10 protein-coding genes are annotated in these 13541 nt (G+C 57.7%); 7 read left to right on the plus strand and 3 right to left on the minus strand.

The genetic code is table 11. From position 1 onward, the window contains the following. The 4 genes from BMX55_RS07880 to BMX55_RS07895 all read left to right on the plus strand — a co-directional run bounded on the left by BMX55_RS07880 (position 1) and on the right by BMX55_RS07895 (position 3695). Positions 1-1110 carry an amino acid ABC transporter permease gene (locus tag BMX55_RS07880; RefSeq protein WP_091455458.1) on the plus strand — a complete coding sequence of 370 codons (1110 nt, stop codon included), beginning with the start codon at positions 1-3 and terminating at the stop codon, positions 1108-1110. A 21-nt stretch (positions 1111-1131) separates the two neighbouring features. After that, the gene (locus BMX55_RS07885; RefSeq protein ID WP_091455461.1) at positions 1132-1923 is read left to right on the plus strand and encodes an amino acid ABC transporter ATP-binding protein; all 792 of its coding nucleotides are present in this window, start codon (positions 1132-1134) and stop codon (positions 1921-1923) included. Between the two features lie 190 nt (positions 1924-2113). Then, the gene (locus tag BMX55_RS07890) at positions 2114-2329 is read left to right on the plus strand and encodes a TOBE domain-containing protein (protein WP_091455464.1); all 216 of its coding nucleotides are present in this window, start codon (positions 2114-2116) and stop codon (positions 2327-2329) included. Between the two features lie 25 nt (positions 2330-2354). Continuing rightward, on the plus strand, positions 2355-3695 hold the full coding sequence (locus BMX55_RS07895) for an LLM class flavin-dependent oxidoreductase (RefSeq protein ID WP_091455470.1): 1341 nt from the start codon (positions 2355-2357) through the stop codon (positions 3693-3695). Between the two features lie 18 nt (positions 3696-3713). Here the strand turns inward: BMX55_RS07895 and BMX55_RS07900 are convergent, their stop codons facing one another. Genes BMX55_RS07900 through BMX55_RS07910 form a run of 3 tightly spaced genes read right to left on the minus strand, consistent with a single transcriptional unit; the run spans position 3714 to position 7755 of the window. After that, on the minus strand, positions 3714-4025 hold the full coding sequence (locus BMX55_RS07900) for a hypothetical protein (protein WP_091455473.1): 312 nt from the start codon (positions 4023-4025) through the stop codon (positions 3714-3716). Next, positions 4022-5080 (minus strand): HD-GYP domain-containing protein, encoded by a 1059-nt coding sequence (locus BMX55_RS07905; protein WP_091455475.1) that lies wholly within the window; start codon positions 5078-5080, stop codon positions 4022-4024. The genes BMX55_RS07900 and BMX55_RS07905 overlap by 4 nt, the downstream gene beginning before the upstream one ends. After that, complete coding sequence (locus BMX55_RS07910) at positions 5077-7755, minus strand: PAS domain-containing hybrid sensor histidine kinase/response regulator (protein ID WP_091455478.1); 2679 nt, start codon at positions 7753-7755, stop codon at positions 5077-5079. Before BMX55_RS07910 ends, BMX55_RS07905 begins: the two co-directional genes overlap by 4 nt. A gap of 690 nt (positions 7756-8445) precedes the next feature. Between BMX55_RS07910 and secA the strand changes: the two genes are divergently transcribed. The 3 genes from secA (at position 8446) to BMX55_RS07930 (ending at position 13519) form a co-directional block, all read left to right on the plus strand. After that, a complete protein-coding gene (gene secA / locus BMX55_RS07920; protein ID WP_091455485.1) occupies positions 8446-11220 on the plus strand; it encodes a preprotein translocase subunit SecA in 2775 nt (924 codons plus the stop codon). Positions 11221-11323: 103 nt separating this feature from the next. Next, the gene (argJ, locus tag BMX55_RS07925; RefSeq protein WP_091455489.1) at positions 11324-12553 is read left to right on the plus strand and encodes a bifunctional glutamate N-acetyltransferase/amino-acid acetyltransferase ArgJ; all 1230 of its coding nucleotides are present in this window, start codon (positions 11324-11326) and stop codon (positions 12551-12553) included. Between the two features lie 30 nt (positions 12554-12583). After that, on the plus strand, positions 12584-13519 hold the full coding sequence (locus tag BMX55_RS07930; RefSeq protein WP_091455492.1) for an ATP-binding protein: 936 nt from the start codon (positions 12584-12586) through the stop codon (positions 13517-13519). Positions 13520-13541: the final 22 nt, after the last annotated feature.

Genomic DNA, 13541 nt, shown 5'->3' on the forward strand with positions numbered 1-13541 from the left:
ATGCCTGAAGAAACCCCTGCGCGTTGGATTGCCGCCCGCCCTGCCCCTGCCCGTAGCGGTGGCCTGCTGGGCTGGCTGCGCCGTGAACTGTGGGGCGGCTGGGTCAGTAGCCTGACCACGCTGGCCCTGTTGGGTTGCGCCCTGTGGTTGCTGCCACCGCTGGCCGATTGGGCTGTGTGGCAAGCCATTTGGCAGCCCGATGTTGCCGCCTGCCAAGCGGCCCGCGGTAGCGGTGCCTGCTGGGGTATGTTGGCCGAGAAATACCGCTTCATCATTCTGGGCCGCTATCCGCAGGAAGAGGGCTGGCGTCCCTGGTTGGCTACGGGGTTGCTGCTGGCGCTAGTTGTAGCCAGCGGGGTGCGCCGCTGCTGGAACCGTTGGCTGCTGTTGGCTTGGGTGCTGGTGTGGGTGGTGTTTGTGGCCCTGATGGGCGGTGGCGTGTTCGGCTGGGCTGCCGTACCCACGGATCGCTGGGGCGGCCTGCCCCTCACGTTGATGCTCAGTACCCTGTCTATCGTGCTGGCTTGCCCTTTGGCTGTGGCCTTGGCATTGGGGCGGCGGTCGCAAATGCCTGCTATTCGCGCTTTGTGTAGCTTGTATATCGAACTGGTACGCGGTGTGCCGCTGATCTCGGTGCTGTTCATGGCCAGCTTTTTGTTTCCGCTATTTTTGCCGGTGGGGGCTACGCCCGATGTGTTGCTGCGCGTGTTGCTGGGCATTGCCTTGTTTGCTGCCGCCTATTTAGCCGAAACCGTGCGCGCTGGGCTGCAATCGGTGCCACGCGGCCAAATCGAAGCTGCGGCCAGCGTCGGTTTAGGTTGGTGGCAAACCCAGCGTTTGGTGGTGTTGCCCCAAGCCTTGGGGGCGGTGGTGCCGGGGCTGATGAACAGCTTTATCTCCATCTTTAAGGATAGCTCACTCATCACCATTGTCAGCCTGTATGAATTGACGGGTTCGCTGGGGTTGGCGCTCAGTGGTGATCCAGTCTGGCGTCCGTTCATGCTGGAGGGCTACCTGTTTATCACGCTGATCTATTTTGTTGTCTGTGCGGCCATGTCGCGCTATAGCCTGTGGGTGGAACAACAACAGGCCCGCAGCCGCGCCCGCTGATCTTTTTTTGAATGGGATGCTATGACTGCTCCTGCCAATACGGCCCCACTGATCCACTTTCAGCAACTGAACAAATGGTTCGGCAGCGATTTTCATGTGCTGCGCGATATTGACTTGGACATTGCCCGTGGTGAGCGGGTGGTGGTGTGCGGGCCGTCGGGTTCGGGCAAATCGACGCTCATCCGCTGCATCAATGCGCTCGAATCGTTCCAGCAGGGCGGCCTGTTGGTGGCGGGGGTGCGGTTGTACCCCGAAGGCCAAGAAGACGAGCGCGCCATTGCCCAAGTGCGCCGCCATGTGGGCATGGTGTTTCAGCAATTCAACCTGTTTCCGCACTTGAGTGTGCTCGACAACCTGACGCTGGGGCCGATCCATGCTGCCAAGGTGCCGCATGCGCAGGCCCAAGCCCATGCCTTAGCGCAACTGGAGCGCGTACACATTGCCGATCAGGCGTATAAGTTTCCGCTCCAGTTATCGGGCGGGCAGCAGCAACGGGTGGCGATTGCGCGGGCGTTGTGCTTGTCACCAGAGATTTTGTTGTTTGATGAACCCACCTCGGCCCTCGACCCCGAAATGGTGCACGAGGTGCTGGACGTGATGACCGCGCTGGCACGCCAAGGCATCACGATGGTGTGCGTGACGCACGAGATGGACTTTGCCCGTTCTGTGGCCGACCGTGTGGTGTTTATGGACCAAGGCCAAATCATTGAGCAGGCCGCCCCAGAGGCATTTTTTGCCCGGCCCGCCACCGAGCGGGCGCAGCAGTTTTTAGACAAACTCATCGGACGCAGCGGCGGCGTTCAAGCTGCCTGAAGCGCGCCGTAGGCGCTGCCGTTATAGCGGCAGCATCGCAACTTATGACGACAACATCTTTGTCTTTGTACATCGCTTTTTATTATTTATAAGTTTTAAGAAAATGTTTTACATTCGTTTTGGTTATTAAAAAACGGATGGGGACTGCTCCCGTCCGGTGCCAACTTCACCACCGTTTAGGAGTTATCCCATGTCGATTCAAGCTATCAACGTACGCAACCAATTCAAGGGCAAAGTCAAAGAAATCATCCGTGGCGATGTGGTCTCGGAAATTGATGTCGAGACCCCTTGGGGCATCGTCACCTCCGTCATCACCACGCGCTCGGTGGATGACTTGGGCCTGACCATTGGCTCCGAAGTGGTCGCACTGGTCAAATCGACCGAAGTGTCTATCGCCAAGCTCTAAACCCATAGGAAGAGGGAGACGCGCCATGACCACCGCTGCTGCACCGCGCCAACTGCATTTGGGCGCTTTTTTGTTTGGTGTCGGCCACCACATTGCTGCTTGGCGTCATCCCAACGTAGACCCGGCTGCCGCTTTGCGCCCAGCCCACTATAAGCAACTGGCCCGCATTGCCGAATCGGGCCTGTTTGATGCCATCTTCAGTGCCGACACGATGGGCCTGCCCGGCACGCCCGCCGAGGCGCTGTCGCGCAACGTGCCGCCGCACCAGTTTGAACCGCTAGAGTTGCTCACCGCCTTGGCTGGTGTCACCGAGCGCATCGGGCTGGTGGGCACGGTTTCTACCACCTACCTGCCGCCCTACCATCTGGCGCGCAAGGTAGCCACGCTAGACCACCTGAGCGCAGGTCGCGCGGGCTGGAACCTCGTCACCTCTGGCTCTGACCCCGAAGCCCAACTGTTTGGCTTAGACCAACAAATTTCGCACGCCGACCGCTATGAACGCGCCCGCGAATATGTCGATGTTGTTAAGGGGCTGTGGGATACCTTTGAAGACCAGCCCAACTTGTTTGATAAGGCCGCTGGCCGTTATTTTGATCCGGCCAAACTGCACCGCTTGGCGCACGATGGCAAATACTTTAAGGTACATGGTGCCCTGCAAAGCCAGCGCCCAGTGCAAGGCTACCCGGTGCTGGTGCAGGCAGGCTCCTCTGAAGATGGGCAAGAACTGGCTGCCGCCACCGCAGAGTTGGTGTTTACCGCACACCAATCAGTCGAGAGTGCGCGCACGTTCTACGCTAGCCTCAAGGGCCGTTTGGCTGCGCATGGCCGCAGCCCCGATGCCCTGAAAATTTTGCCCGGCGTCTCGCCCGTAGTGGGCCGCACCGAGGCCGAAGCCCAAGAAAAATACGAGCAACTGCAAGCGCTGATCGAACCTTCGGTGGGGTTGGGGTTGCTGTCGCATTTTGTTGGGGGCTTTGATTTCTCGCCGTATCCGCTCGATGGCCCAGTGCCCGACTTGCCTCCCACTGAGGGCTGGCAAAGCCGCCAAGATTTGTTCTTGAAGTTGGCCCGCGAAGAAAACCTCACCCTACGCCAGCTCTACCAGCGCGTCGCCACAGCACGCGGCCATTGGACAGTGGTGGGCACGCCCGAATCGGTGGCGGATCAACTGGAGCACTGGTTTACCACGGGCGCTGCCGATGGCTTCAACATCATGGCCCCCACACTGCCTTTTGACTTGCAAGATTTTGTCGATCTGGTGATTCCAGAACTGCAACGGCGCGGATTATTCCGCACTGCCTATACCGGCCATACCCTGCGCGAGCATTTGGGTTTGCCACGGCCTGCACACCCTGCCCAGCGCTAAAAGGGCAACGCTCAAGGTTCAGCCTACCCCCTGCACCTTGAGCCGAATGCTGCTGACCTCCCTGCCTTGGGCCTGCAAGCGGGCCTGAAAGGTGGGTAGCAACTGGCGTAGCTTGGCCGCCACGGCATTGTTTTTGACCACCAAACACCAGTGGCCGCCCTCAATCGGCCCGGCCTGCACGCTGGGGCGCAGCAGCACCGGAATCAAGGGTTGAATGGCTTGTAGGCGCTCGCTAGACTCGCGCATCAACGCCAGCAACGGGGCCAGTGTGGGCGCTTCTTCTGAGGCTTGCAGCAGCGTAACGGCATGGTGGCGGCGAACAGCGGTCATTCTGGATGCTGATGGTTAATAGCGAGGATCTCCGGCAGGTGTGCCAAAAAGCACGCTACTACCGCCGGATCAAAGTGACTGCCAGCGTTGTCGCGCACAAAGGCTATGGCATTGTCTATCGTCCAAGGATTTTTGTAGGGCCGCGAAGAGGTCAGTGCATCGAACACATCAGCGACCGCCACAATGCGTCCGGATTGTGGAATCGCTTCGCCTGCCAGTCCGTTTGGATAGCCACTACCATCCCATTTTTCGTGGTGGCTTAGGGCGATTTCTCGCGATAGACGCAACAGTGCAGAATCATCATCGTCTAGCAATGCAGCACCGATAGTGGTGTGGGTATTGATGATTTGTCGCTCTTCTGGTTCAAACTTACCTGGTTTGAGTAGCACATGATCTGGGATGCCAATTTTGCCCAAGTCGTGCATGGGGCTGGCGTGCAACATCAGTTCGCTGTAAGCATCGCTCCAGCCCAACTTCTTTGCCAGCAGGGCTGAAACTTGGCTGACCCGAATGATGTGATTACCGGTCTCGTTATCGCGATATTCTGCGGCACGGCCAAGGCATTGCACGATTTTCAAGCGCGTGCGCTCGAGTTCTTGGGTGCGCAGGCGCACCATCTCATCTAGCACCTCTTTCTGCTGGTACAGCATGCGGTGGCCCAGTTGTGCATCCAGCAAGTTGCGCACACGCATCAGCAGTTCAACGCGGTCAAAGGGTTTGCCGATAAAGTCGCGCGCGCCAGCAGATAGCGCCTTGAGCAGATAGTCGCGCCCATGCTGGGCTGTGAGGACAACAATCGGCGGTGCCAGCGGATCGTCTAAGTCCCTGAGTTGCTCCATCACTTGGTAGCCGTCAAGGTGCGGCATATTGATGTCGAGCAGGATCAGATCGGGACGTGCCTCGAGATAGCGGGCCAGCACATCGCGCGCATCTTGAATCAGAATGCGCTGTTGGTAACCTTGGCTGGCCAGCATCTTGTCGAGCAGCTTGAGGTTGGCCGGTTCATCATCAATGATGAGAATACGGGCCTGATCGAGTAATAGTGCGGTGCTCATGGCAATGGCTTCTTGGTGTCTTTGAGGCAATACTCGATGGTCTCCATTAGAGCGCTGATTTGTATCGGCTTGGTCATGTAGTTGGCAAAACCAGCTCTCTTGCCGCGTTCAATATCGTGCGGCATAGCATTGGCCGTGACGGCAATGACCGGAATAGCGCGCAGCACCATGTGAGATTTAAGTACCTCAAGTACCTGATAGCCGTCCATGCCGGGCATATTGATATCGAGCAAAATCAGGTCAGGCCGGTGCGCTAGTGCCAGCTCAATGCCCAATTCTGGCGTATGGGCAGACAGTAGGTGAATATTGTCGCGTGTGCCCATCACTTTGGCAATCAGCTTGAGGTTGGCCGGATTGTCGTCAATCGCTAGCACGGTAGATGTTGCCATGCCGACTTCAACCGGGGTATTTGCGTCGTTGAGCATCTCGTCAGTGCCGATCTGTGCCGTGAGACCTACTGCCAGATTGACCCAGAAAGTGGAGCCGACGCCAAGGGTGCTTTCGACGCTGATCTCCCCCCCCATCATCTCTACTAACCGGCGCGTGATGGTCAGGCCGATGCCAGTGCCTTCGATCTCGCTGGCTTCAGCACCAAGGCGGTTAAAGGGCTGGAATAACTCGGTGATGCGTTTGGACGCAATGCCTAAGCCCGTATCCGCCACAGCCAAACGCAGATAACCGGGCTTGCTGGCGGTTACGCTCAGACGGACGGTGCCATGGGGCCGGTTGTACTTGATAGCATTAGAGAGCAAATTGAGCAACACCTGCTTGAGACGTACACGGTCGGCGAACACCACGCTCTTGCTGGGCAGTTCGATGCCAAGGTGGATGCCTGCTTGGTCAGCAATGGGTTGGAGCAACTGGCGGCAATCTTCGCCCAGTACAGCGAGGTCAATCCCCTCCATCGACAGGTCAACCCTGCCCGACTCAATTTTGGCCAGATCGAGAACCTCGTTGATGAGGTCAAGCAGATGGCGTCCCGCCTTGAGGATTTCATGCACATTGTCCTGCTGGTCAGCTGTCAACTCGCTGTCGTATTCCAGCATCTGGGCAAAACCGATGATGGCGTTCATGGGCGTGCGCAGCTCGTGGCTCATGCTGGACAGGAAATCAGATTTGGCTTGATTGGCGCGGTCGGCGGCTTCACGAGCTGTAATCAGCGCCTCTTGGCGCGCCATCTCCTCGCTGTAATCAATGAACATATTGAAGCTGTGCAGGAGTTCACCCGACTCTGGTGAGGTGATGCTGCGGATATTGCTTTGGCTGATAAATTCACTACCGTCCTTGCGTCTGAGCTTGAAAAGGCCCCGCCATCCCTCGCTTCGAGAGAGGCAGTCCATGATGCCCTGCACTTGCTGATTTTGGTCTGGGGCTGTACCGATGAGGGCAAAGTCTTGGCCGATGACTTCTTCGGCTTGGTAGCCCAAAAGGGCTTGATAAGCCGGGTTGACGTATTGGATACGGCCATCACGGTCAGCCACGCGGATGGCTTGGTCAGTGCTTTCTACCAGCCGCCGAAACACCAGCAGTTCATTTTCAGCCTGCTTTTGCGCCGAAATATCGCTGTGAATGCCGATCATGCGGGCCGGTTTGCCATCGGCGTTGTGTTGCACTACGGTGCCTCGGCACAGAACCCACTTGTAGCTACTATCTTTGCAGCGCAGACGTACTTCCACCGTATAGTGGGGGACTCGGCCTTCTAGGTAGTCCGTTAAGTTTTTTTGAACACCGGGCAAGTCTTGCGGATACACCATAGCGATCAAGTGGGTGATATCGTTACTGAGCTCGCCCTTGGCATAGCCCAGCATGCCTTCGTAATTGCCCGAAAAGGATATGACACCTGTGGCAATGTTCCAATCCCACACTCCATCACCGGCACCTTCTACCGCGAATGCGAAGCGCGTCTCGATGTACCTGCTCTCGGTAACATTGACAAAAGAAACCACAGCTGCCGAGATCTGCTGTGGATTGTCTGGGGCCCGAATAGGCTCAGATGATGCACTAAGCCACACAAGGCTGCCATCGGCACGATACACCCCCATCAGAACATCGCGCAGGCTGACACCAGTTCTGAGCGTTTGGATGGCCGGATAGTCTGTGTCAGCAAACGCGCGCCCATCAGGATGAATGCAGCGCCAGACAGCATCAGCGTGTAAGCGTTCTAGGATCTGTTCTCTGGGCAAACCCAAAATTTGTTCGGCAGCCGGGTTGCATTCCGTGATGGCACCGTGGCGGTTGTGGAGCACGATACCCACACTGACTGAGTTAACCAGAGAGCGGTAACGCAGTTCATTTTCTCGGAGCACCAGATCCACCGCTTTGATGTAGGTGATGTCGGTACGGATGGAGATGTATTTTTCCGGTAGGCCATCTGCGCCCGGTATGGGTGTAATGGTGGAGCGCACCCAGTATTCTTTGCCATCACGCGCCCGATTGCACAGATCACCCTGCCAAGTGTGGCCGGCGCTGATGGTGTTCCACATTTCTTCGTAGAACTGAGCCGGGTGCCGCCCCGATTTAAGCGCCCGATGATTTTGCCCGAGCAGTTCTTCGCGTCGGTAGCCACTGATAGTACAGAACTTGTCATTGACCTCAAGGATGTTGCCCGCTGCGTCAGTCAAGCTCACGATGGCGTGCTGGTCAAGGGCGTGGCGGAGAATCTCTGTGCTGGTCATGTGCTAGTAGGCGGTTATTTGGTTTTGACATCCTCGTCGCCGTAAAGGACGGAGATTCCGGCTGCCAGACGGCGATGTCCCGCCGCGAAAATGTTGCCTGCTGCATTCACGTCGCGCTCGTGTATCGCCGCGCAATCGTTGCGCGTCCATTCTCTTATGCCAAATCCTGCTTGATCCTTGGGCAAAGGCGTTGACTGTCGCTAAACCGGTTTCGACGTGGGTGACGGTATGCCCCTCGTGCTCAAGAAAGGCAATAACGAGGCTGGCAAGGGATTTGGAGTCGGAGTCTTTTGCGAAAAGGATACGCATCGTTATCGATCTGTTACATCTTGAAATATTTTCGGTGACAAACCGCTAGTCGCCATGTGTGATACAGAAAAAATAAACAACGGTAAGCCGCTGTTGCACCATTGCAACGCCAGCAGCCGAGCCTGTGCTGGGGCTTGTTTCCAAGCTTGCACCAGCGTAACCGCATGGTGGCTGCGCACATGGGTCATGGCAGTGCAAGGGTGTAAGGGGCGGGCAGAAGAAGGGCCGATTGTCGGCAGCTAAAATCAAACTTCTGGTGCCGTTAGACTCTCTCGTGCTGTCCACAGCTACAGTGCTGACTGGCACCACCCGACATCTTTATATCTTCACAGGGATTCGGACACCTTGCGGGCTTGGGCCTGCTCTGGTGTTCCCGCGCGCATGGCCATCAACTTCCTCACCAAACTTTTCGGCAGCCGCAACGACCGGTTGCTCAAGCAGTACCGCAAGACCGTGGCACGCATCAATGCCCTAGAGCCAGAGTTAGAGAAGCTCGACGATGAGGCATTACGGGCCAAAACCGAAGCCTTCAAGCAGCGCGTGGCCCAAGGCGAATCGCTCGACGACCTGTTGCCCGAAGCCTTTGCTGTGGTGCGCGAAGGCTCCAAGCGCGTCATGAAGATGCGCCACTTTGATGTGCAATTGCTCGGCGGTATGGCTCTGCACTACGGCAAAATTGCCGAAATGCGCACTGGTGAGGGCAAAACCCTCACTGCGACGCTGCCGGTGTACCTCAACGCCCTGTCGGGGCAGGGCGTGCATGTTGTGACCGTCAACGACTATTTGGCTAACCGCGATGCGCAGTGGATGGCCCGCCTGTACAACTTTTTGGGCCTCACGGTGGGTATCAACCTGCCCAATATGCAGCGCGAAGAAAAGCAAGATGCCTACGCCGCTGATATTACCTACGGTACCAACAACGAATACGGCTTTGACTACCTGCGCGACAACATGGTCTACGAATCGGTAGACCGGGTGCAACGCCAGCTCAATTACGCCATCGTCGATGAGGTCGATTCGATTCTGATTGACGAGGCGCGTACACCGCTGATCATCAGCGGCCAAGCCGAAGACCATACCGCACTGTATCTGGCGATGAACCACGTCGTGCCGTTGCTCACGCGCCAAGAGGGCGAGGCCGACCCGCGCACTGGCGAGGGTGTGACCAAGCCCGGCGACTTTACGCTGGACGAAAAATCGCACCAAGTCTTCTTGACCGAACAAGGCCACGAAACTGCCGAGCGCGTGCTGGCCGCCCAAGGCTTGCTGCCCGAAGGCACCTCGCTGTACGACCCGGCCAATATCTCGCTGATGCACCACCTGTATGCAGCGCTGCGCGCCCACAACCTGTACAACCGCGATCAGCACTATGTGGTGCAAAACGGCGAGATCGTGATCGTGGATGAGTTTACCGGCCGCCTGATGGCGGGCCGCCGCTGGAGTGAGGGCCTGCACCAAGCCGTAGAAGCCAAGGAAGGCGTGGACATCCAAGCCGAAAACCAAACGCTGGCCTCTATCACCTTCCAAAATTATTTCCGTCTCTACAACAAGCTGTCGGGCATGACCGGCACCGCCGACACCGAAGCCTACGAATTCCAAGAAATTTACGGCCTTGAAACGGTAGTGATTCCGCCCAATCAGCCCAGCAAGCGCGAAGACCAGCTCGACCGCGTTTACAAAACGACCAAAGAAAAGTACGACGCCGCCATCCAAGATATCCGTGAGTGCCATGAACGCGGCCAGCCGGTGCTGGTGGGCACCACGTCGATTGAAAACTCCGAAATCATCGACCAACTGCTGACGCAAGCTGGGCTGCCGCACCAAGTGCTCAATGCCAAGCAGCACGCCCGCGAGGCCGACATCATTGCTCAAGCAGGCCGCTCCGGCATGATTACCATTGCCACCAACATGGCTGGTCGTGGTACCGACATCGTGCTCGGTGGCAACATCGAAAAAGACATCGCCGCCATTGAACACGACGAAGCACTAGACGCTGCTGCCAAAGCCACCCAAATTGAAGCCCTGCGTGCTGCTTGGAAGCAAGAAAACGACAAGGTCAAGGCCTTGGGTGGCCTGCGCATCATTGCCACTGAGCGCCACGAATCGCGCCGCATTGACAACCAGTTGCGGGGCCGTTCGGGCCGCCAAGGCGACCCCGGTTCTTCGCGCTTCTATCTGAGCTTAGATGATGCGCTCATGCGTATCTTTGCCGGTGATCGGGTGCGCTCCATCATGGACCGCCTGAAGATGCCCGAAGGCGAAGCTATCGAGGCGGGTATCGTCACGCGCAGCATTGAATCGGCCCAACGCAAGGTTGAGGCACGCAACTTTGACGTGCGCAAGCAACTGCTCGAATACGATGATGTGGCCAATGATCAGCGCCGCGTGATTTACCAGCAGCGCAACGAGATTTTGGATGCCCCGGCCCTGCACGATGTCATCCACGCCATGCGCGAAGATTGCTTTACCGACTTGGTACGCCAGCATGTGCCCGCCGAATCGGTAGAAGAACAATGGAATCTGCCTGCCCTAGAGGCCACCCTGACCCAAGAATGGCAACTGCCACTGGAGCTGCGCAGCTTGGTCGAGGGTGCAGAATCGATCACCGATGAAGAGATTTTGGAAAGGGTGCTGGCTGCTGCCCATGCCGCATTCCAAGCCAAGGTCGATTTAGTGGGCGAAGACAACTTCACCCATTTTGAGCGCATGGTGCTCTTGCAAAACTTTGATTCCAACTGGCGCGACCACCTCAGCGCCTTGGACTATTTGCGCCAAGGTATTCACCTGCGCGGTTATGCACAAAAGCAGCCAAAACAAGAATACAAGCGCGAAGCCTTCGAGCTGTTCCGCCAATTGATCGATACCGTCAAAACCGACGTCACCCGTACCTTGATGACGGTGCAGGTGCAGTCGCCCGCCCAAATCGAACAAGCTGCCGAAGACATGGAGCAGCGCGCCGAGCACATTGCCAACGTGACCTACACCGCGCCCACCGAAACCGGCGAGGCCCAGACCACGCTGGACGAAAGCACCGTGCCACACCTATCCAAGGCCGCCATGGTGGCAGCGGTAGCCGGTGCCCACATAGGTCGCAATGATCCCTGCCCTTGCGGTAGCGGTAAAAAATACAAGCAGTGCCACGGCAAACTGGCTTGAGCCACGGCGTCATAAAACCACTGCACAATGGCACGGGCTTTGGCCCGTGTCGGCTTTGCCTCCCTTCTTTTCGCTTGGTTCGATTTCATTCAGGAAGCTCCCTATGCCCGTGAATTTGTCTGCCCCTGTGGCCTCTGATCTGCTGTCGGTGGCCGGTGTGCGCATTGGCGTCACCGAAGCCGGTGTGCGCAAGGTCGATCGCAAAGACCTGACCGTGTTTTTGCTCGATGAAGGTGCCAGTGTGGCCGGTGTGTTCACCCAAAACCGCTTTTGTGCGGCCCCAGTGCAGGTCAGCCGCGAGCATTTGGCCGCAGGCCAAGGCATCCGCGCGATGGTGATTAACACTGGCAATGCCAATGCTGGCACGGGCGCACAAGGGTTAGAGAACGCCCGTGCCACCTGCGCCGCACTGGCAGCACAACTGGATGTGGCACCAGCGCAAATCCTGCCGTTTTCTACTGGCGTCATCATGGAGCAGCTGCCGGTGGAGCGCATCACCGCCGCCTTGCCTGCCGCTTTGGCCGATGCCCAAGCCGCCCACTGGGGCCGTGCTGCCGAAGGCATCATGACCACCGACACCCTGCCCAAAGCCTACAGCCGTCAGGTAGAAATTGGTGGCAAAACCATCACCATCACCGGCATCAGCAAGGGTGCGGGCATGATTCGCCCGAACATGGCTACCATGCTCGGCTTTTTGGCCACCGATGCGGCCATTGACCCAGCGCTGGTGCAGCCCTTGGTGAAAGCCTTGGCCGATGGCTCGTTCAACCGTGTCACCATTGATGGCGATACCAGCACCAATGACTCGTTTGTGCTGGTGGCTACGCACCAAGCGGGTAATACAGCCATCACCAGCTTGGAGAGTGCTGAAGGCCAAGCCCTGCAAGCGGCCCTGCTGGATGTGGCGCAAAAGCTGGCCCAAGCCATTGTGCGCGATGGTGAAGGTGCCACCAAATTTATCACCGTGCGTGTGGAGGGTGGCAAAACTGGCGCAGAGTGCCGTCAAGTGGCCTACGCCATTGCCCACTCGCCGCTGGTCAAAACCGCCTTCTATGCCAGCGACCCGAACTTGGGCCGCATTTTGGCGGCAGTGGGTTACGCGGGCATTGACGACCTCGATCAAACTGGCATCGACTTGTATTTGGACGATGTGCATGTCGCTATCAAGGGTGGCCGCAACCCTGCCTACCAAGAAGAAGACGGCCAGCGCGTGATGAAGCAACAAGAAATCACTGTGCGCGTGCTGCTGGGCCGGGGCGAGGCGCAAGACACCGTTTGGACTTGCGACTTCAGCCACGAATACGTCACCATCAACGCCGATTACCGCTCCTGATCGCTTCGGCTTTGCCGGGTGCCTGCTGCTATGACTTCTCCTTTGGATACCTTGATGGCCCGTGCCGAGCAACTGCTGGCACGCATTGAAACCGTGCTGCCGCAGCCGCTATCGGCCCCGCCGGACTGGTCGGTAGCTGTGGCATGGCGCTACCGCAAGCGCAGCAGTGGTCACGCCACGCTGGAGCCGGTGCGCCATGTCAGTGGCATGGCGCTGCACGAGTTAAAAGAAATTGAGGTGCAAAAGGAAAAGATCGAGCGCAACACCCGGCAGTTTGTGACGGGCCGCACCGCCAACAATGTGCTGCTGACGGGCGCGCGCGGCACGGGCAAATCCTCGCTGATTAAAGCCTGCCTGAATGCCTTTGCAGCGCAGGGTCTGCGCCTGATTGAGGTGGATAAGGCTGATCTGGTGGATTTGCCCGATATTGTCGATGTGGTTTGCAACCGCCCCGAAAAATTCATCATCTTCTGTGATGATCTGAGCTTTGAAGATGGCGAGCCGGGCTACAAGGCGCTGAAATCTATTTTGGATGGCTCGGTGGCGGCGGCTACGCCCAACGTGCTAATTTATGCCACCAGCAACCGGCGGCACCTGTTGCCCGAATACATGTCCGAGAACCTGAGTTACCAGCACACCGCCGATGGCGAAGTGCATCCGGGCGAAGGCGTCGAAGAAAAAATCTCCCTGTCTGAACGCTTTGGCCTGTGGGTCAGTTTTTACCCGTTCAGCCAAGAGGAATATTTGGCCATTGTGGCGCAGTGGCTCTCGGCCTTGGGTTTGGATGCCGCTGCCATTGCTGCTGCACGCCCCGAAGCACTGATTTGGGCGTTGGAGCGTGGCTCGCGCAGTGGCCGCGTGGCCTACCAGTTTGCCCGCGACTATGCCGGGCGCACAGACGCGCAAACCACCAGCCCGGCAGGTATTGCTGATGTGGCAGGGCTGGCAGAATCCAGCACCATTTAATTTGACCGTCTGAAAGCCTTGC

Origin of the sequence: Giesbergeria anulus, assembly GCF_900111115.1 — a bacterium.
GTDB lineage: Bacteria > Pseudomonadota > Gammaproteobacteria > Burkholderiales > Burkholderiaceae_C > Simplicispira > Simplicispira anulus.